Source organism: Marinomonas sp. 63XJN7_7_ISO-PGPR-S23-202 (assembly GCF_056173505.1).
Genome location: NZ_CM149677.1, coordinates 3,531,064 through 3,551,043 on the forward strand (window position 1 = coordinate 3,531,064; position 19,980 = coordinate 3,551,043).

A 19,980-nucleotide genomic window follows, 5' to 3' on the forward strand; every position below is an offset into this window, starting at 1 on the left:
TCATGAAAGCAGATAACTATTTAACGCTAACTCAGTTTTACCAAAATTACGCAGCCATTGTGGATCGAGGTGATTGGGATGCCTGGATCGACTTATTCACCGAAGACTGTCGGTACATGGTGCAAACACGGGAGAACTACGATCGCAATTTACCCATGGCGGTCATATCGCTAAGCAGCAAAGGGATGCTAAAAGACCGTGTTTATGGCGTGACGGAAACCATTTACCACGATCCTTACCACCAGCTTCATATGGTGTCCTCACCCTTAATTATTGACGAATCCGACACTCTCATCGTCGCTCAGGCAAATTACACGGTGTTTCGTACCAAGAGTAATGGCATCGCGGAAGTGTACAACGTCGGTCGATATCAAGACCGTATTCGCATCACGGATCAAGGACTAAAAATTGAATCAAGACACTGTATTTTCGACAACGATATGGTGCTCAATTCAATGATTTACCCCATTTAAGCAAACACAATAAATCGGCATTTTCTGCGATTAATAAAAAATTTGCGATTAATAAAAAAGAAAGTGAGACACATTATGAACAACAACTGGATTGAGATCATTAATATCGATGATATCCCAGAGGAGGATGTTATTGGCGTGAACGTCAGCGGCTACAATATTGCTCTGTATAAGGTAGAAGGCGAAGTGTTTGCCACAGACAATATTTGTACCCACGGCCACGCATTATTGAGCGATGGTTTTTTGGAAGATGGTGAAATCGAGTGCCCTCTTCATCAAGGTCGTTTCTGTATTAAGAGTGGTAAAGCCATGAGCGAACCACTAACTGAAGACATCAAAACCTACGCGACGAAAACGGAAGGAAACCAAGTGTTCGTGGCGATGAGTTAATGAGGTAAAGCCGACTATTTTCCGAGCCCAAATAATCCCATCCTAGCCTTCCCCTTAAAAAAGGGGAAGGAACTTGGTGATTAGCTGCCCTCACCTTCTGTGCTGACTAGCGACAAGCAAACCGTAGAAGCGACTTCGACGCAACAAAGTTGCGCGACTTTATGGTGTTTCAAAGTCAGTTAAAAATACCTTGTCCCCTATCCTCAAAACCAATCTATGCCTTGATGGGGCTCTGCATTGACAACATCATATCTCTATGAGGAAACGAGGCGCTGCCCTTAAAAGCGAATTTTTGGTTACTTTTTGGGCGCTTGCAAAAAGTTACCCGCTCAGCAGAGCGGAATAAACGAGCAGCTCAAAGTAATTGAGTGGAAACAAATACACCGGAAGACCCAAAGAACAACCCCATCCTAGCCTTCCCCTTAAAAAAGGTGAAGGGACTTGGTGATTAGTCACCCTCACCTTCTGTCGGAGTTAAAGCCTATACGAGGATGAACGTAATTAGACTGAAAGAGCCGCTTCGACGCAACGAAGTTGCGCGACTTTATGGTGTTTCAAAGTCAGTTAAAAATACCTTGTCTCCTATCTTCAAAACCAGTCTATGCCTTACAGCCTAAAGCGTACCGAGAAAGTAAGTTGTATAAAACGTCGATCACACGCTTCTCGTTAAAAAAGCGAATTTTTGGTTACTTTTTGGGCGCTTGCAAAAAGTTACCCGCTCAGCAGAGCGGAATAAAGCTCATAAATACAAAGCGATTGAGAGACAACAAACAGAACAACCCCATCCTAGCCTTCCCCTTAAAAAAGGTGAAGGGACTTGGTGATTAGTCACCCTCACCTTCTGTCGGAGTTAAAGCCTATACGAGGATGAACGTAATTAGACTGAAAGAGCCGCTTCGACGCAACGAAGTTGCGCGACTTTATGGTGTTTCAAAGTCAGTTAAAAATACCTTGTCTCCTATCCTCAAAACCAGTCTATGCCTTACAGCCTAAAGCGTACCGAGAAAGTAAGTTGTATAAAACGTCGATCACACGCTTCTCGTTAAAAAAGCGAATTTTTGGTTACTTTTTGGGCGCTTGCAAAAAGTTACCCGCTCAGCAGAGCGGAATAAAGCTCATAAATACAAAGCGATTGAGAGACAACAAACAGAACAACCCCATCCTAGCCTTCCCCTTAAAAAAGGGGAAGGAACTTGGTGATTAGCTGCCCTGGCTCCTATCCTCAAAACCAATCCATGCCTTGAGGGGGCTCTGCATTGACAACATCATATTTCTATAATGAAACGCAACAAGGCTTTAACGTGCTGCGCTCATAATCTACGACTTTTGTTAATTATCTTTCCTGCGCTCCACTGAAAGCGGCCGACGACGGTGCTGCTCTTGCACGATTGGCGGCATAACAGTGAAGAACTCTGTCCATCCACCAGTGCGATTACGCAGAAGGTCGTACTTCTCTGGCTGGGACATCGCTTGCGTTAAGCTATTCGGATCGCCTGCTGTAATAGTGAGTACATTTGAACCTTCTCCACTGGCAAAAGCAGCCATTACGTCAACCAGCTCTTCTGCACTAAAACACTCACGAATATTCATGTCGGTCGGTGCCCCATTAGCATAATAAGCGGCGCCTTTTTGCTCCCTACTTTGGCCTGTAAGTTGCTCAACCACATCAAATAACGAAGCTTCTTGATGCTGAACAGTTTGGTCCGCTGGACTGGACTCTGCACTTAAATCAGAAGCAACGGTTTGGCCTAGCCTTCTGCCATCGGCACTAGCACCATTCCAAGACCCCATTGCAACATGATTTTCAAAGGTACCCACACCCGGCTGAATTTGAATACCAAAGGGAAGTTTATCGCCCTGCTCGTCAGTATGACTCCCGTATTTACCAGCCAACTCTTCTAACTGATTTTTGATTCTATCTACAGGCTCAAGGAAGGTGTTTCGCGAAGCTTCTGCCAAGCGGCTCAAGAATAAGTCACCAAATACATCAATGTTATTGGTTGAAGCCAGCGTCGCATTTGCTTCTTCCAGTAGTCCTTTGCCTTGCGCACGACCATACCGCGGTTGAGCAAGGGCGATATCACGTAAGCGCTTGTATCTTTCACCTTCCGCATTAGCTCGCAATTCTCCCGCCATCGCACTGACAAACGGCTCCACCATTTTATGGCCCCAATCACAACTCAGTGCTCGCGTCAGCTCCGCCAAGTTAGTCACTGCAGAGTTTTTATCGAACACCATTTTCTTAATGGCAAAAAGAGAGTTAATAGTGGAAGCTATCGCAATATAACAAGGTCCAAAAATATGATATTTGGCTCCGCCTTGATATAAATCCAGTGCTTTTTCAACGCAATCATCAATGAATACATTCAACAAAGGAGAAGGACAATAGGTCGACACCGAATCAAACAAGGCTAGGCGGCCCGACTGATTTTTCATATCAATATATTGGAAGTGTTCGAAGTACAAATCTAACAATTCATCAAATGATTCAATTTGAGCGGCGGGTTTTGACCCGAAGGATACCACCGAACCATAGAAGTATCCCGCCCCAGCGCTAGACCATGTTTTACCCTGATTCATAGCGCATTCTAACGGTTGTAACGCCGAGAATCCGCCCAAGGTGAACCAGTTTTCGCCCGGAAACTGAGGTTCATAGCAGCCGTCACAAGCGTAGTTTCGCGCACTCTTCAGACTTACTTTGGAATCAAAGAACTCATTCTTGAGTTCATTTCCGCCGACACCATTGCCACTTTGATGCAAACTCGGAATGAGTTTCTCATCGTTAAGCAAAATAGGGTGAGCCCCCCCTGAAAGTATGGCTTTACTCGCTTCTTCCAAGATATATTTAGGCATATCCTTTCTTGTACGTAGCGATAAACAAGGTGCATTTAATGGTAAACGAGCACTCGCTCGAATGAACATACGCGTCATTTGATTGTATGCGGGGTTATCAATTGCTGGATCATCGTTGGCTTCTGTGCCTCCCACCGTCACTTGCTGCACCCATTGGTTCACCGAGGTATGCTGTGGATAAGGCCCACTTGCACCTGCCATAGCAAGATTTCCTAATGGTTGGTGATCTTCAATATTAAGGCGATTTGACTGCACTTTTTCGCTAAGCTTAATGTAGAACGCATCAATGATTTCTTGTTCATCACGATCCGGCTCTACTTCACCTGATTGGATTTGCTCCGGCGTAAGCGATTGTTTCATGAAAGGGGCCAATAACTGATCCAAGCGACCAAGCGCGGTTGGCTCACCAGTTAAATGTAAGCAACTATGTACGGTGAAAATAAGCTGTACCGCTTCAACCAACGTATCGGGCTTTTCCGTTGAAAGCTTATTCATTCGCTTTGCGATAGCTTCAAGATTTTGTTTCTCACGGAGTTGATCCGCATTCAATTGCGAAGCCTGCTTTGTAGCCAGCGCGGCAAAACGCTCACACACTTCACTCACACCTTGTAGTGATAATATGCTCGCCGTATAAAAATCTTTTGTACTGTATTTCGCAGCACCAAATACTTTGTCGCTAGCAGCATCGCGTTTAGCTTCTAACATGGAAATGAGACCGCCTAAGCCTTTATCCAACACCTTATCTAACCCCGGCACGTTATGACCCACACCCGAAGCCTCACTCAGGCTATCCAAAAAGCCGTTTTTATATTCTTGTTCCGTTAGGTACTTAATGTAGTGTCGCCCCTGACCTAAAGACAAATTTGGCATTGCGCCAACAATGATTTCCCCTGGGGAAATTCGAAACGTATCGGCCCCATTTACAATGTCTTTTTTATCGGCTTGAATGTGTTCGCAAAAAGGTACTAGGTGATTGTTGTAACGCACTTTACGACCACGGAAACCATATTCTTCGGAAGTCACTTGGTGAAGTTGCAAACGCGTCGCCCACCCTTTTCTGATCATCACACTTTCTTTCATGATGTCCGCTGGCGCATCGATATTACCCTGTTTATTGTAATGGTCGATGTAATCTCGGATATCCCCATACCCTTGTTCAACCTTCCCGGTTAGGCTGCCATTGATGTAGCCTTTCATTTCAAGCTGAGCACGATCTATGTACCAGTTGTCCTGCCACAGCGAGAACATGTTCTCCATTAAGCTCAGAATTCGCGCTGTTGGCGCGTCGAATGCGCAAACGGCTTCTCTTTGCTTATCGGACATGGTTGCCATGCGATACAAGTAGTTTTTATGGTTGTAGTACATCAAACCGTTATCGGAAGCTTGTTCGAAGTGACGGTCGAGTCGCTCCCAATCCACACCAGGAAATTTATCCCAACGCTTTTGTTTTAACAGGCGGTCGAAGTTATTGCTGTTATCACGTTTGTGAAGGCCAAGATCAATGCGACTAGGAATATAGTAAAAATCACCAAGGTCGGATTTTATGTGATTGAGTAACCTGTCATTCATAAATCCAGATTGACTACCAATTTGCTGGCTCATGATGTTTTCTAAGATCTGAACATTTTTAGCAAAGCCAGCAAAATAAATACCCTGCTCTTCCGATAACACCGAACCTCGACCTTTATTAGCATTGGTTGATTGACCAAACGGCAAACCCAAACGTAAAACAGGCGTGGTATTGCCGTTAGAATCTTGCATTCGTGCCGACTTAATATGTGATCGCTGATCGCGATTAGGAATAATTGCGTCGTTCGTGCGACGACCAATGATATCTTCAATGGCCTCTTCACTCATTGAATGAAGATGCTCCCAATTAATATTGAATCGTTGTGCCAGAGCCACCGACGCGCCAATATGCTCCAGATCCTCGGTACCACAAACCGAGTGCTTAGAAAGAGAAATGGGGCTCGATGGGTTATTCAAGTTTTCAGAGAAACGACATCCTAGTACCTTGCCTTTTTTGCCATCTTCACGCTCTGTTCGAGAAGACGCAGGCTGTTCAATATGCTTATCAGCAATGCTTTCCAATTTATTTTTAATAAATTCAAATATAGCACTACAATCGGCAACTTTATCGGACTTAATATGAAACCATAAACTGCCTTTAGAATGCTGAAAAACGCCATCGGATTTAGCAAAAACCTCAGACGTATTTTTATCGTCACTTTCTGGAAAGTGCAGCTCAATACTTTTAGGCACACTGAGTCCGTCATCCTGACAAAACTTGCGCCAAAGCGAGAAACTAGTCCCCACCACCGCCGTTGAGTTATGTGAGCGAAGGCTTTCCGTACAATGAATATAATTTCTGACTTCTAGCATCAACTGAGCTAACTGATTTCGTTTATAAGTTGACTCGTCACGAAGCCAAAACGTCGCAAAAATGGCATGGGGTGCGGGGTAAACCAACCCTCGTTGGGTAAAAGCCCAAATGTATTTTAATTGCTCGTCGTCATTTAGTTCAAGGTACTGCTGAGGAGTGATGTTGGTCATGTTTAAGTCCTTTTTATTCAAGTCCAGCTTTACATTATTCTCTTTAGGGTGCCCTGTTCTCACTGGGAGAGAAGGAGCCCTTAACTTACTGATTAATTTATTTTTTTAGCCTCAAGCCTATTTCCACCGAGTCATATCATCGCGGGGGACGAGGCTGGCGACACGAATCCCCCAGTTTCACACCGGTTTGTATTATCAGAATGATGCTCCGATACGGGCAAAAACTATTCTGCGACAGTGACGCCCCATTTTTTCACGAATTTTCCGCTGACACTCACTGCAAAATGTATTTCCTGTTCTTCTTCAGTAGGCATGACTCCGAGTATAAAACTGTAGTTTTCCGGCGATACCACATCCGTGGCCTGATCCATATCAATGCCCAAATCCAGTTCACCACCACTTTTCGCCACCAGCCCGTTGAGGTCGGTTTCGTTGGTATGAAAGTTAGGATAGAATTTTTTCTCTTTCGGGTCATAATCGTAAACCACAAAAGAGTACACGACGCTGGTGTCGCTCAACTCTTGATGTTGTAATAAAACACTCGACTGTTTATTGTCGGTAGACACTCGGCAATCAAACATGATCGGATCGGAATGACCGCCTTCCCAGAAGATATTGGAAATTACCCCAACAACCTTGACTTTGTCTCCTGTGGTATTGGTCGGCACGGTAACCGCCAAGTCTTTGTTAAATTCTTTATCACCTATTTTTAGTGACGTGATATGCCCAATCAAGCATTGGGCGTCTTTTTGAAAATTAAATCCCTGTGATACATCACAGGCAAAACTGCTAGAAGCCATAATAAGTTGTTCTTTTTTGTTGGGTTAATAATAAGTTGCTTTAAACAAGCCGCTAGAGAATTACAGTTGCGTCTCCAGTCTTAGCGTGACGACAGCCATGCCAACATCGCCTAACAAAGACTAAGAAAACGGTAACATGAAAAAAAATAGATAGGTATTACACTCTGTTACACTAAAATTGACTCTTCATTGTTAACCGCTGACATGTTGCAGAATGCTCGTAAGACGGATTTAGAAAAGGCTACCAACAAATTTAAATAAGCCTCATTATTGAAATAATTTCGCTTTCAACAGCAAGCCCTAAATCTGTGGCATCAACACACTTTTACCAACAGAGAATTCAACAACAGAGGGATTTGGGGTAAGAGAGATTTGGACTCGGTTTATTATGTGGTAATGATGGTTGAATTCCTAACTCACTTTTAATTCCCTCAAAACCTATGCAAGATTCCGAGAATATTCTTAGTGTTGCGGAATAATTAAAGTAAAGCTCTTCTATTAGCTGAAACTCGGTATTGTGACCAACGCCGCGTTAAGTGGTGAACAACGCCAACCACCAAACCTAAAGTATTTGCTCAGTTAAATGTTTTATTTATTGCCAAACAAATTCTATCTAATTTATCTTCTAAGATAAAAGGAAAATGACCAGAACCCTTCAACTCCAATTCAATTATATATCGATTAAATTTTTTAAAAGATCTTGGAATTTCAACTGGAAAACGATAATCCTTTTCTCCAAAAATATTCAAAATAGGAAAAGTAATTTCTGATAACTCATCGATTAGATCAAAGTTTGATAAAAAAATTTTGAATATTGAATCAAATGTATCCTCAGATAATGTTCTAGACATATTTTCAAAAAAAGTTAACCCCACTAACTTTTCTTTTTCTGTCATAAAAACATCTTCAGGCTCAGCATCTTCTAAATTAAATAATTTAAGCGTTTCTCTATATTTTAACCATTGTTCAGTATTCAACCCTGTATTCATCAGGATCAATCCACAAATTTTATTTTTAAATAAAGATATATATTTTAATGCGAGAACGCCACCCCATGAGTGCCCTAATATTATTGGCTTATGTTCGCACCTATTTACTAGAATATCTATTTCTTCTATTAATTCATCAATAGTTATATTAGGTCCTTTTTTTTGACTATAAAAGATACAATTGAATGTATCATTTAAGATTGAAAAATATGGCTTTAGATAATCATCGAAGCCAGGTCCACCATGTAGAAAAATAATGGTTTTTTTAGTCATAATATCCATATTCTTTGTGAGGCAAGAAGAAAAACCAGCTGCTTTATGTCCGATTTAATGAATTTGTTATATGTCTTTTGACGCAAGTCTGGAGATTTCAACTTCCTCCATTCTAAATATACAGATTTCATCCAGTTTTGTTGCCTCAATTTTTTTATAAAACTGTATTGCTGGGTCATTAGTTTTTAAATCCCACCATTCAAAACGTGAACATTTTTGTTTGATTGCTAACTTTGATAAATAGCTAAGCACTTCTTTTCCAATACCTTGACCTTGTAATTCAGGTTGAATGTATAAGTCATCAAGATGCAGTCCACGCCTTCCTGTAGTAGTAGAAAATGTATAATAAAAAACAGCAAAGCCACATGCTATTTTATTTACGTAACAAATGATAGCTTCTGCATCAGGATTAGGTTTAAATAAATTATTTTCAATATCCGATTTAGTAACTGATATTTCATACGGAAAATTTTCAAATTCGGCTAACTCTTTTATAAATGTTAGTAATAACTCTGAATCTTCGATTTTTGCAGGTAATATTTCTAGCATATTAATTCCTGATTGGGGCATTAACGCCCAGCTAAACCGCCGGAACGAAGTTGTTTGTTTTGTGCGAGCGTAGCGGAAAAGCACAAAACAAACAACGCAGTGGAGGTCGGCTTGAGCTGTTTGTTAAATGCGGAATTACTCATATATTTTTCCGCAATACAAAAACACTGCGAATTGCTTCCATTTATTAGACTGAAGATCTGAATCTTGCCTAATACCAAAATCAGAATCTTCCGCCCAAGCAATAGCTGACTCCAAGAAACCAGCGATATCGTTGTTTGCCCAATCGCCAGCACAACCAACCTCATAGACAGGCTTTTCTTCATGAACCTCACGGTCTTTCATCAGCGCTTTCGCAAAGTCCAAGAAACTTTTTTCATCTTTGACTTCATCTAGGATTTCGTGCAGTTCTTTCATTTCCGCCTTGAGCATTTAACGCCGCATTAAGGTGTGAGCGACGATTGGCTATACTTGAGCGAAGCGAAACTGCCAAGCGTTGCGAATCACTCTTAAATGCTTTGTTAGTTGTTTATTTCAGCGTTTGACGTATTTTACCTGCGTTACCATTCATAACGACCTCAGCATATGAGCCATTTAGTATTGTCATATTTGGCGGTAAATGACCAATATCTACATCATAGACAACAGGAATTTCCAAGTCCTTAGTTACTTCAGTTAACGCTTCTTCAATGGTAATATCTTTGCCGCATTTATCTAGTACCGAACTCCTGCCAATGAGTAGTCCATTGCAGAGTTCAAATACACCTTTATATTTTAAGCTTTGAAGTGCTCGCTTAAAAACTGTTGGAGACATTTCTACGTTTTCTAAATAGAGAATGAGACCATCGATTTTGAATCTTTTGTGCAAAAGATGAATATCAAAATATTCAGTGCCAATTAAATGCATCATGGTATCAAAACAGCCCCCAACAAGGCGACCACTGAATACAGCCTCTTGATTTCCTGATACCTTCCAGACTGTCGGCTCTGTTGTATTTAAAGTAAAGTTAGGATCATCTGAAAATGAACTACCATCTATTTGATAGTACTTCGATGAATGTTGTTCAAAAGAAGAACCTTCAGCCTTTGTTAACCAATTCAAGGTACTAGATGTGAGCCAATCAGGCTCATTAGGATGGAGATCCATTAGGTTCGAGCAATGAACCGTTATCCAACCGAGTTTTGTCATTAAAGCCGTAGAAACCGTACTTACATCTGAATATCCCAGAATCCATTTGGGCTTAACGGTTTGCAGTTTCTCGTAGTCAAGTAGCGGGAGTATATCCATTGCAAACTCACCTCCCCAAGGAGGTACAACTGCATTAATGCTATCATCACACAGAAATCGCATAAATTCCGCTGCCCGATGCTTCGCACAAGCACTCACATGTTTCGTATTTTCACGTAAGCACTCTCCTTCAATTACTTCAAAATCTTGTTTTTTTAAGTTTTCGATTACAATGTTCAAACGCTTGTGAAGCGAGCTTGGAACACCTGCGGAGAATGCTGTAACAGCAATTCTACTACCTTTACCTAATGGAACTGGATATTTCATATTTCTCCTTACAACTAACATTTTAATAGTGCGCATGCGCATTTATCCAATAAACCGGCGTGCGTGTTATTCTAGTCTTAGCCATTTAGATAAATTTAGCTAATACCATGATTTATATAAATTTATTCAACATGGTAAGCGTTCAGGCTTCGGCTTAAACAAGCATGCTTGCTTTGTCTAATAACCGTGCATCAGGAGAGGAAAAATATGTGGCTTTCGTCTTCCTAGACGCCATGTTTACACTCTAATCTATTTTCAAATAAGTGCCAATTAGAACATGTTGATATCTGATTGGAATTGACCAGCAGGATCAAAGCCCTTTTCGTGAAAGCACATCAAAATAATTAGGTTTGATCAGGTCGAAAAGGTGTTCGACCCCTTAATCCAATGAGGTAACTATTGTTGGACTGAAGTCCAACCTACAAATCGTCTTCGACGCAACGAAGTTGCGCGACTTTATGGTGTTTCAAAGTCAGTTAAAAATGCCCTGTCCCTTATCCTCAAAACCAATCTATGCCTTGATGGGGCTCTGCATTGACAACATGATGCCTCCATGAGGAAACGAGGCGCTGCCCTTAAAAGCGAATTTTTGGTTACTTTTTGGGCGCTTGCAAAAAGTTACCCGCTCAGCAGAGCGGAATAAAGCTCATAAATACAAAGCGATTGAGAGACAACAAACAGAACAACCCCATCCTAGCCTTCCCCTTAAAAAAAGGAGAAGGGACTTGGTGATTAGTCGCCCTCGCCTTCTGTCGGAGTTAAAGCCTATACGAGGATGAAAGCAATTAGACTGAAAGAGCCGCTTCGACGCAACGAAGTTGCGCGACTTTATGGTGTTTCAAAGTCAGTTAAAAATACCTTGTCTCCTATACTCAAAACCAATCTATGCCTTGATCGGGCTCTGCATTGACAACATGATGCCTCTATGAGGAAACGAGGCGCTGCCCTTAAAAGCGAATTTTTGGTTACTTTTTGGGCGTTTGCAAAAAGTTACCCGCTCAGCCGTTCCTGAATTAAAAAGCGGAATAAACGAGCAACTCAAAGTAATTGAGTGGAAACAATTACACCGGAAGCCCCAAAGAACAACCCCATCCTAGCCTTCCCCTTAAAAAAGGGGAAGGGACTTGGTGATCAGTCGCGCCGTACACGGCAATGCCCGTTCAGCGCCCTCTACTCGACTAAAAAATGTTCAAAATTTGTTTAAAAAATAAAAATTGTCGACAATATAACTTGATAAACACTAAAAATAAGATTAAAACTGCATATATTGTCAACAATAAATAGAACACGTAGCCATTATGAGTAACCTTGTTTCTGTCAAATTTGCCACCTTATCGGAAGACATTGCCCAGCAGCTAAGTCGTGCCATCGTTCAAGGTCATATTCCTCAAGGCAGCAAAATTTCTGAAGCGGAATTAGCCAAACAATACGGTGTATCAAGAGGGCCGCTTAGGGAGGCCATTGTTAAATTAGAAGGTCTTGGCTTGGTCACTCGCACGGCAAACGTGGGGGCACGGGTGATAGAGCTCAATATTGATGACATGTTAGAAACCTTTGCAATGCGAGAAGCATTAGAAGGCATGGCCGCTAGGTTGGCGTCGGAAAAAATGCCCGAAGAGGAAGTCACTCGGTTATATCATCTGCTAGACGAGCACCAAGCCTATCTTGATGCGAACCACGATGAGCATTATGTGCAACAAGGAGGTAACGACGATTTTCATCTCCGCATCATTCACGCTAGCGGCAACACCAAGCTTATTCGTCTATTAACAGAAGAGCTGTATGCCGTTATCCGCATGTATCGACACCACACGGCAGATCAAAGACGCGACCCGCGCCAAGCGTTGCGTGAGCACAGGGCCATTTTAGACGCCATAGCCAATCACGAAGGCGACCTTGCTGAATTACTGATGCGTCGGCATATCAGCCGTGCCAGTCAATTGCTGAAACAAGCCATGGAGCAATGCCTCGTTAAGCCTTAACCCAAAAGATAAAGAGAAAGGGAGAAAAATAATGACAAAACACTCAGCAGGATTACGTTTTAGACAAGCAGTACAGGAGCACGCCCCTTTGCAAGTGGTGGGCGCGGTGAACGCCTACTGTGCCATGATGGCAGAGCAAACAGGGCACCATGCCATTTACTTGTCCGGCGGCGGTGTCTCCAATGCCTCCTATGGTTTACCAGATCTGGGCATGACGGATTTACACGATGTTCTAGAGGATGTACGGCGCATTACTTCCGCTTCCGACTTGCCCTTATTAGTTGATATCGATACGGGCTTTGGTGGGGCTTTTAATATCACCAGAACCATACAGCAAATGGAAAGAGCCGGTGTTGCAGCGGTACACATTGAAGACCAAGTCCAGCAAAAACGCTGTGGTCATCGCCCGAATAAAGCCATCGTTAGCCAAGACGAAATGGTCGATCGCATTAAAGCTTGTGTCGATGCTCGTCATGATGAAAGTTTTGTCATTATGGCCCGCACGGATGCCCTCGCCGTAGAAGGTATGGAATCGGCCATTGAACGGGCAATTGCCTGTGTAGAAGCGGGTGCCGACATGATTTTCCCAGAAGCCATGATTACCTTGGAGCAATACAAAGAATTTGTCGAGGCCGTCAAAGTGCCTGTCTTGGCAAATATCACCGAATTTGGCGCCACTCCGCTGTTCAGCAAAGAAGAATTAGCCAGCGTTGGGGTAGGTTTGGTGCTCTACCCATTGAGCGCATTTCGCGCCATGAATAAGGCTGCTCTTAACGTTTATCAACACCTATTGAACGATGGCCACCAACGTAACGTGGTCGACAGTATGCAAACACGTAACGAGCTTTATGACTTTCTCAACTATCATGAATACGAAGACAAATTAGACGAGCTTTTCTCTAAAAAATAACCTCTCTCTAAACAATAACAATTAAAGTAAGGAGTAGAAACATGGCTAAAGTTCTTTCCGGCGCCGGCCTACGCGGCCAAAGCGCAGGCCAAACCGCACTCTGTACCGTCGGCAAAGCCGCCGCAGGATTAACCTATCGTGGCTACGATATTGATGTATTAGCCGATAAAGCGAGCTTTGAAGAAGTCGCCTATCTTTTATTATACGGTGCACTGCCGAACCGTACTCAGCTGCGAGACTATGAAGCAAAACTTATGGGCTTGCGAGCCTTACCTGAAACCCTCAAAAAAGCCTTAGAACTGATTCCCGCAGAAGCTCATCCAATGGATGTCATGCGCACGGGCTGTTCCTTTTTAGGCAATCTAGAACCAGAGCAGGACAACGAAGAAACGCACCATACAGCGAATCGTTTGATCGCCGCCCTGCCCGCTATCGTGCTGTATTGGTATCGCTTTAGTCATGATGGTGTGCGCATTGATACCCTCAATGACCATGTTCCTTCCTTGGCGGGGCATTTCCTCACCATGTTGCACGACAAAGCCCCTAGCGCACTTCATGCAAAGGTCATGAACACCTCGCTGATCTTGTACGCAGAGCACGAATTTAATGCTTCGACCTTCACGGCTCGGGTATGCGCTTCCACTTTATCTGACATGTATTCTTGTGTCACAGGTGGTATTGGCAGCTTACGCGGCCCGCTTCACGGCGGTGCAAATGAAGCGGCAATGGACATGATCGAACCTTGGCAAACCCCAGACGAAGCCGAAGCTGCGCTATTGCAAAAACTGGCTAATAAAGAAAAAGTCATGGGCTTTGGTCATGCTATTTACAGTGATCGAGATCCACGTAATGACATTATTAAAAAATGGGCGAAAAAACTCAGTGAAGACGTCGGCGACGACCATTTATACGCGGTGTCTGAACGCTGCGAAGCGGTTATGTGGCGTGAGAAGAAGCTCTTTTGTAATGCGGATTTTTTCCATGCCAGCGCTTACCGCTTTATGGGCATTCCCACTAAGCTATTCACGCCGATTTTCGTTTGCGCCCGAGTGACAGGCTGGACCGCCCACGTCATGGAACAGCGCGCCAACAATCGCATTATTCGCCCCAGTGCCGATTACATTGGACCGGACCATGCGGATTGGGTGGATATTGACGACCGTCCTTAAGCGAAAAATAGACAAGAGAAATACTAAGTAAGGATCAAAAATGAGTGCCAACGTAGACCAAAACAACCGTCCGGATTACGACCAAGTCATCCAGGACATCGCCGATTATGTACTGAACTATAAAATAGAAAGCCAAGAAGCCCTGGATACCGCTCGTAACTGTTTAATGGATACCCTCGGCTGCGGTTTGCTCGCCCTGCGCTTTCCTGAATGTACCAAGCATCTTGGCCCCATTGTGCAAGGCACGGTTGTCCCCAATGGTGCCCGCGTCCCCGGCACGTCTTTGTCCCTCGATCCAGTCAAAGCCGCGTGGGACATAGGCTGCATCATTCGTTGGTTGGATTACAACGACACTTGGCTAGCCGCCGAGTGGGGACACCCTTCCGATAACTTAGGGGGCATTTTGGCGGTGGCGGATCACCTTTCCCAAGTACGCTTGTCAAAAGGCGAACAGCCGCTGACCATGCGAGATGTCTTAGAAGGCATGATCATGGCCCATGAGATTCAAGGCGTCATCGCCCTCGAAAACTCATTCAACCGTGTGGGCTTGTGTCACGTTTTATTGGTACGGGTTGCCTCGGTTGCCGTAGTAACCAAAATGATGGGAGGTGACAGAGAGCAAATCATGGCCGCGATTTCCCAAGCATGGGTAGATGGTTCCGCCCTGCGTACCTATCGCCATGCACCTAACGCAGGCTCTCGGAAATCGTGGGCGGCGGGGGATGCCACTTCACGAGCCGTTCGCTTAGCCGATATGTCCATGCGTGGTGAAATGGGCATTCCCGGTGTATTAACGGCGCCACAGTGGGGGTTTTATGATGTGTCTTTCTCGAAAACCAACAAAGACCAAGCCATCAAACCAGAAGCGCAACGTCAGTTTGCTTTTTCACAAGACTACGGCACTTACGTGATGGAAAATGTCTTGTTTAAAATCTCTTTCCCGGCGGAGTTCCATGCACAAACGGCAGCGGAAGCCGCTGTGATACTGCATCCCCAAGTGAAAGACCGCTTGGCAGACATTGATAAAATCGTCATTCGCACCCATGAATCGGCCATTCGTATTATTTCTAAATCCGGCCCATTGGCAAACGCTGCCGACCGCGATCACTGCTTGCAGTACATGGCTGCCGTTCCATTAGCCTTTGGTCATTTAATTGCCGAACACTATGAAGATGACTTCCATGACGCCAACCCCATCATCGATGAGCTGCGTGATAAAATGGAAATCGTCGAAGACAAACGCTTCTCTGCCGAATACCTAGAAGCCGACAAACGCTCCATTGCCAACGCCATTCAAGTGTTCTTTAAAGACGGAAGCAGCACAGAAGAAGTGGTGGTGGAATACCCGGTTGGGCACCGTCGTCGTCGCGAAGAAGGCATTCCGCTTTTGGAGAAGAAATTCAAAAACAACTTGGCAACGCGCTTTCCGAACCGCCAATGCCAAACCATCTTTACTCTGTGTAAAGATCAAGCCACGCTAGAAAGCACGCCAGTTAACCGCTTTATGGATTTATTTGTCATCGCTTAACAGCCCAAGACATTGATTTTCCATACATTCAATGAGGGCGCTTAAATCATTAAGCGCCCTCATTATTTACTCCCTACTGAAACCGCCAATTAAACAGCCAGTAGACAGAAAAGACTCAAACAAACTCGGACGCGGCATCCGCTAGTGCTTCCCATAAATAGTGCGAGCTAGCCAAGTCAGACAGTAAGAGAAAAAATTCCCCATGGCTGTCGCTGTCTTGTTTCGTCACTATCCCATTGGTACGAGCAACAGACGTTTGAGCAATACTCCCCAATGGGAAGGCATCGCTTCTTAAATCAACACCGCACACTTTGGAAAACATGGTTGCCGTTTGCTCGCCTTTAAACAAGAAGCAAGCATGGCTATGTTGACAAAATAAGCGATACACATCCTCTAACCCTTTCGCGTCAAACTCCAGCGTTTCAATCAGTTCATGGTAGGTATTGTCAATATCCACCAACCAAAACTCGGATTTACTTAGCCGTAATACGACCAAACCATGCTCAAAGAGAAGGGATTGATTTGGCTTACTGGGAATCGGCAGGCCGTGCGACATCAGAAAACTTTCTGCCCCCATTCCCCGAAAACCCACTCTCGAATACAGGGTGCAATCCTGACGTTGGATACTAGAGGTAAGTGACTCAGTTTTAGTTACATCCAGCAGACTTTTGCGTGAGTTGGGGACCGCACTTAAGTTAAAAAATTCCATTACAACACCTCCTGACGCGCATTATTTGCATCATAAAAAGGTAATTTCACGACTTCTGCCATCACGATTTCCCCCTTATCCACTCGAATTGGGAATGTTGAACCGACCTCCTGCTGATCAACCCCGACAAAGGCCATGCCAATGTTTGCGCCAATCGTACTGGAATACTCTGAAGAGGTAACATTGCCCGTAATGGCGCAATCTGCTTGACTGGCGTTGGCCAAGACGAGATGACCCTCTTTAGGTCGTGTTGCCTGGGCATCTAATTTAAAACCAACCAATTTTCGTGTCTGTTGTCGCGCCATAACAATATCAACCGATCGACTGCCAACAAAGAAAGGCTTCTTGCGGTTAATCGCCCAATGCAAAGAAAGCTCACCGGGGTGAGACATGCCATCGGTATCTTGGCTTACAATGATATGGCCTTTTTCTAGGCGCAATAATCGCTGAGTTTCAACGCCAAATGGCTTCATATCAAACTCTTGACCGGCCTCCATTAAGCGATCCCAGATACCTTCGCCAAACAAGCTAGGCATATGAATTTCATACCCTAATTCGCCGACGAATCCGACCCTTAATAAACGCACGGGCACACCGTCTATGGTGCCTTCTTTGTAAGCAAGATAGGGAAAGGCTTCATTGGAGAAATCCACATCAAAACACACCTTACTCAACACTTTTCTCGCTAGAGGGCCTGCGACATTAACAGCAGAAAAAGCCGATGTGACATTGGCTATATCAACGCTTAAGCGCCATTGAGCGTTCCATTTGGTCATTTCACGATACACGGCATCGACACCACTGGTGGTTGCCGTAATGTAAAAATGATCTTCAGCAAGGCGACAAGCAACGCCATCATCCACCACAACGCCCTGCTCATTCGTCAAAACAGCATAGCGTGTTTTGCCAATGGGCTGTTTCAAGAAGCCAAACGTATAAATACGGTTCACAAACTCAGCAGCATCTGGGCCTCGAACTTCTAGACCACCCAATGTGCTGACATCAATCATGCCAACCCTATTACGAACCATTTGTGCTTCCTGCTGAATCAACTGATCGCGATTCTCAGGATGACCGTAATAGGCTGGGCGACGCCAAATACCCGCAGGAATCATATGAGCCCCCAGTTCGAGATGACGTCTATGCATTGGCGTATGTTTATGAGGACTGAATATACGACCGGCAATGTTGGCTAATTTTTCGGGAACAAAAGGCGGTCTAGCGGTTGTCACGCCGGTTTCGGTCACGGTTCGGTTCGTTGCCTCGGCGACTAATCGAGCGGTCGGTAATGCAGAATGACGACCTTGAGATGGCCCCATCCCAACAGTGGAAAATCTTTTGACTAATTGAATATCCCGATAACCTAGACGAGTCGCATTGACGATGTCTTTAGCTTGTAGGTCTTCATCAAAATCGACAAAATCTTTGCCCTTCGGATGTTTGAAGATAGGCCAAGGAAAGTTCGTCTGCTTAACACAAGACACCGCTTCTGGCTCGCTACTTGGGATACCCAATGATGTCAAACTTTTGTATGCGGCTAACTGACCATCGCGGATGACGGCGTCTAATTCATGAACACCATTTGCAGACCCTGCCACATAGAGGTTTGTCGGCAAGTTAGTCAATGAAAAACGCGCACTGTCATCGTTATAACTCAGCTTCGCGCCAGCCTGACAAAGCAGTTGGTAAACGGGCATATAGCCTGCGGACATACATAACATGTCACAAGGAATCGTTACGCCACCAGCAGACACCTGTCCTTTTCCTGTGATGTCATGGACTTGAACGGCAGACAAATGCGTCTTATCCGAGCTTGGCAAAGCTTCATACACGGTGGCATTTAAGCGCACATTGATACCTTGTTGCGCCACTGCTTTTTGCAAGCGGTCATCCGCTCCATTGGTACGCATATCCACAATAAGAGGAACTTGCACACCATTTCGAACTAACGCCAGTGCGCACAAATAACCATCATCATTGCCGGTTAAAACGACGGCTCTGTTTGCGGGTTTAATCGCATAATGGGACATAAGGCGCATGGCAGCACTCGACATCACCACACCTGGCACATCGTTATTACGAAAGACAACATGCTGTTCAAACGCCCCTGACGCGACGATGCATTGCTTGGCTCGTGCTTTATACATGCGATTGCCCTGAATAATGGGCAAATAGTTATCGGTAAACCAGCCATTACAGGTCGCGTTATTCAATACTGTGATATTGGAGTGATTTAAAACCTGCTCTGTAAGCTGAGTTCTTAACTCGTTGGCCCGTAAACCTTCAACATCAAAATGATGATAGGTCAAAGCCCCCCCTAAAATAGGGTTTTCATCAACCAATAACACCGTTGCTCCAGCATCAGCGGCTTTTAATGCCGCAGCAAGACCCGCTGGGCCGGCACCGATCACTGCAATATCATGAAATAGATAGGCTTTATCATGATAAACAGGCTTAAAGGTAAGATCAGCAAAGCCTAAACCTGCTTTTTTGCGTATAAAGGGTTCCCATTTATCCCATACCCCCTTAGGTTTATAAAATGCACGGTAATAAAACCCGACTGGCATAAACCGTCCTGCATAGGACAATCTTGCATCCTTATCCTTTTCCAGAGAGCCGTTATAATTTTGCCCAACCACATCCAAATCAGCACAAATAAGCTGCTTATCGGCTAAGACATTCGGCTCGCTTTTGAGCTGCACTAACGTATTCGCATCTTGACCCGCCATGGTTAATGGGCCGCGTGGTCGATGGTATTTAAAGGAGCGCGACATTAGCCACTGATCATTCGCGATCAAGGCACTGGCAATCGTATCACCTTCAAGCCCTTGATAAGGCCGCCCCTCGAACATGAAATTGATCACCTTGTCTCGCTTGATGTATAAACCTAAAGGGGCAGGTAGTCGATTCATGCTCATACTGGCTTCTCCTCAACGCTTGCTGGGGCGCTTTCAAACTCTACGCGTTTATTAAACAGCTCAGATGGATCATAGGTTTTAAGAATCTCATCACTGGCCGTATGACGCTCTGCAATAAACCAATAGCCAGAAGGTGAATGAAACCACCACTCGGTTACCACACGAACGGTATTTTCAGAATAAAACACATACTCAGCCCACTCTTTATCTGAACAGGTTAAAGCATTGGGCATGGTTTTCACTTCGCCACCATAAACAAATTCACTGATATTTCTTGGCCCATTTAACGGGCAGTTCATAATTTTCATAATGCCTCCTATTCTAGGAAA

Annotated in this window: 16 protein-coding genes; 6 read left to right on the top strand and 10 right to left on the bottom strand. The window is 44.3% G+C overall.

What is annotated here, in order from left to right:
- The first annotated feature begins 2 nt into the window (after positions 1-2).
- Positions 3-473, top strand: coding sequence for an aromatic-ring-hydroxylating dioxygenase subunit beta (locus AC0VYG_RS16350; protein ID WP_475429010.1), 471 nt, complete (start codon positions 3-5; stop codon positions 471-473).
- Between the two features lie 75 nt (positions 474-548).
- A complete protein-coding gene (locus AC0VYG_RS16355) occupies positions 549-863 on the top strand; it encodes a non-heme iron oxygenase ferredoxin subunit (RefSeq protein ID WP_475429011.1) in 315 nt (104 codons plus the stop codon).
- 1,329 nt (positions 864-2,192) lie between these two features.
- Here AC0VYG_RS16355 and AC0VYG_RS16360 read toward each other — a convergent pair.
- From AC0VYG_RS16360 to AC0VYG_RS16390, 7 genes are all read right to left on the bottom strand, one after another.
- On the bottom strand, positions 2,193-6,269 hold the full coding sequence (locus AC0VYG_RS16360; protein WP_475429012.1) for a Dyp-type peroxidase: 4,077 nt from the start codon (positions 6,267-6,269) through the stop codon (positions 2,193-2,195).
- Positions 6,270-6,493: 224 nt separating this feature from the next.
- Entirely contained in the window at positions 6,494-7,069 is a 576-nt protein-coding gene (locus tag AC0VYG_RS16365) for a hypothetical protein (protein WP_475429013.1), read from the bottom strand.
- 575 nt (positions 7,070-7,644) lie between these two features.
- Positions 7,645-8,331, bottom strand: coding sequence for an alpha/beta fold hydrolase (locus tag AC0VYG_RS16370; protein WP_475429014.1), 687 nt, complete (start codon positions 8,329-8,331; stop codon positions 7,645-7,647).
- Between the two features lie 66 nt (positions 8,332-8,397).
- Positions 8,398-8,880 carry an N-acetyltransferase family protein gene (locus AC0VYG_RS16375; protein WP_475429015.1) on the bottom strand — a complete coding sequence of 161 codons (483 nt, stop codon included), beginning with the start codon at positions 8,878-8,880 and terminating at the stop codon, positions 8,398-8,400.
- 20 nt (positions 8,881-8,900) lie between these two features.
- Positions 8,901-9,023 carry a hypothetical protein gene (locus tag AC0VYG_RS16380; RefSeq protein ID WP_475429016.1) on the bottom strand — a complete coding sequence of 41 codons (123 nt, stop codon included), beginning with the start codon at positions 9,021-9,023 and terminating at the stop codon, positions 8,901-8,903.
- Positions 9,016-9,297, bottom strand: coding sequence for a DUF7660 family protein (locus AC0VYG_RS16385; RefSeq protein WP_475429017.1), 282 nt, complete (start codon positions 9,295-9,297; stop codon positions 9,016-9,018). Before AC0VYG_RS16385 ends, AC0VYG_RS16380 begins: the two co-directional genes overlap by 8 nt.
- Positions 9,298-9,409: 112 nt before the next feature.
- Positions 9,410-10,435 (bottom strand): S66 family peptidase, encoded by a 1,026-nt coding sequence (locus tag AC0VYG_RS16390; RefSeq protein WP_475429018.1) that lies wholly within the window; start codon positions 10,433-10,435, stop codon positions 9,410-9,412.
- A gap of 1,298 nt (positions 10,436-11,733) precedes the next feature.
- Between AC0VYG_RS16390 and AC0VYG_RS16395 the strand changes: the two genes are divergently transcribed.
- Genes AC0VYG_RS16395 through prpD form a run of 4 tightly spaced genes read left to right on the top strand, consistent with a single transcriptional unit; the run spans position 11,734 to position 16,024 of the window.
- Positions 11,734-12,417: a GntR family transcriptional regulator gene (locus AC0VYG_RS16395; protein ID WP_067341291.1), complete on the top strand. Its 684-nt coding sequence runs from the start codon at positions 11,734-11,736 to the stop codon at positions 12,415-12,417.
- Between the two features lie 31 nt (positions 12,418-12,448).
- Positions 12,449-13,327, top strand: a complete 879-nt coding sequence (gene prpB / locus AC0VYG_RS16400) for a methylisocitrate lyase (protein WP_067341295.1) — start codon at positions 12,449-12,451, stop codon at positions 13,325-13,327.
- Between the two features lie 41 nt (positions 13,328-13,368).
- Positions 13,369-14,496, top strand: a complete 1,128-nt coding sequence (gene prpC / locus AC0VYG_RS16405; protein ID WP_475429019.1) for a bifunctional 2-methylcitrate synthase/citrate synthase — start codon at positions 13,369-13,371, stop codon at positions 14,494-14,496.
- A gap of 40 nt (positions 14,497-14,536) precedes the next feature.
- A complete protein-coding gene (gene prpD / locus AC0VYG_RS16410) occupies positions 14,537-16,024 on the top strand; it encodes a 2-methylcitrate dehydratase (protein ID WP_475429020.1) in 1,488 nt (495 codons plus the stop codon).
- Positions 16,025-16,139: 115 nt separating this feature from the next.
- Here prpD and AC0VYG_RS16415 read toward each other — a convergent pair whose 3' ends face one another.
- From AC0VYG_RS16415 to AC0VYG_RS16425, 3 genes are read right to left on the bottom strand one after another with little or no spacing between them, the layout of a single operon-like run.
- The gene (locus AC0VYG_RS16415; protein ID WP_475429021.1) at positions 16,140-16,733 is read right to left on the bottom strand and encodes a sarcosine oxidase subunit gamma; all 594 of its coding nucleotides are present in this window, start codon (positions 16,731-16,733) and stop codon (positions 16,140-16,142) included.
- The gene (locus tag AC0VYG_RS16420; RefSeq protein WP_475429022.1) at positions 16,733-19,651 is read right to left on the bottom strand and encodes an FAD-dependent oxidoreductase; all 2,919 of its coding nucleotides are present in this window, start codon (positions 19,649-19,651) and stop codon (positions 16,733-16,735) included. Before AC0VYG_RS16420 ends, AC0VYG_RS16415 begins: the two co-directional genes overlap by 1 nt.
- The gene (locus tag AC0VYG_RS16425; protein ID WP_199477025.1) at positions 19,648-19,959 is read right to left on the bottom strand and encodes a sarcosine oxidase subunit delta; all 312 of its coding nucleotides are present in this window, start codon (positions 19,957-19,959) and stop codon (positions 19,648-19,650) included. Before AC0VYG_RS16425 ends, AC0VYG_RS16420 begins: the two co-directional genes overlap by 4 nt.
- Positions 19,960-19,980 lie beyond the last annotated feature (21 nt).

Bases quoted from the DNA above. Each gene is read 5' to 3' on its own strand.
- AC0VYG_RS16415 (WP_475429021.1), bottom strand. From the start codon at position 16,733: ATGGAATTTTTTAACTTAAGTGCGGTCCCCAACTCACGCAAAAGTCTG.
- AC0VYG_RS16365 (WP_475429013.1), bottom strand. From the start codon at position 7,069: ATGGCTTCTAGCAGTTTTGCCTGTGATGTATCACAGGGATTTAATTTT.
- prpD (WP_475429020.1), top strand. From the start codon at position 14,537: ATGAGTGCCAACGTAGACCAAAACAACCGTCCGGATTACGACCAAGTC.
- AC0VYG_RS16350 (WP_475429010.1), top strand. From the start codon at position 3: ATGAAAGCAGATAACTATTTAACGCTAACTCAGTTTTACCAAAATTAC.
- AC0VYG_RS16360 (WP_475429012.1), bottom strand. From the start codon at position 6,269: ATGACCAACATCACTCCTCAGCAGTACCTTGAACTAAATGACGACGAG.
- AC0VYG_RS16375 (WP_475429015.1), bottom strand. From the start codon at position 8,880: ATGCTAGAAATATTACCTGCAAAAATCGAAGATTCAGAGTTATTACTA.
- AC0VYG_RS16425 (WP_199477025.1), bottom strand. From the start codon at position 19,959: ATGAAAATTATGAACTGCCCGTTAAATGGGCCAAGAAATATCAGTGAA.
- AC0VYG_RS16380 (WP_475429016.1), bottom strand. From the start codon at position 9,023: ATGAGTAATTCCGCATTTAACAAACAGCTCAAGCCGACCTCCACTGCG.
- AC0VYG_RS16390 (WP_475429018.1), bottom strand. From the start codon at position 10,435: ATGAAATATCCAGTTCCATTAGGTAAAGGTAGTAGAATTGCTGTTACA.
- AC0VYG_RS16370 (WP_475429014.1), bottom strand. From the start codon at position 8,331: ATGACTAAAAAAACCATTATTTTTCTACATGGTGGACCTGGCTTCGAT.
- AC0VYG_RS16420 (WP_475429022.1), bottom strand. From the start codon at position 19,651: ATGAGCATGAATCGACTACCTGCCCCTTTAGGTTTATACATCAAGCGA.
- AC0VYG_RS16355 (WP_475429011.1), top strand. From the start codon at position 549: ATGAACAACAACTGGATTGAGATCATTAATATCGATGATATCCCAGAG.
- prpB (WP_067341295.1), top strand. From the start codon at position 12,449: ATGACAAAACACTCAGCAGGATTACGTTTTAGACAAGCAGTACAGGAG.
- AC0VYG_RS16395 (WP_067341291.1), top strand. From the start codon at position 11,734: ATGAGTAACCTTGTTTCTGTCAAATTTGCCACCTTATCGGAAGACATT.
- prpC (WP_475429019.1), top strand. From the start codon at position 13,369: ATGGCTAAAGTTCTTTCCGGCGCCGGCCTACGCGGCCAAAGCGCAGGC.
- AC0VYG_RS16385 (WP_475429017.1), bottom strand. From the start codon at position 9,297: ATGAAAGAACTGCACGAAATCCTAGATGAAGTCAAAGATGAAAAAAGT.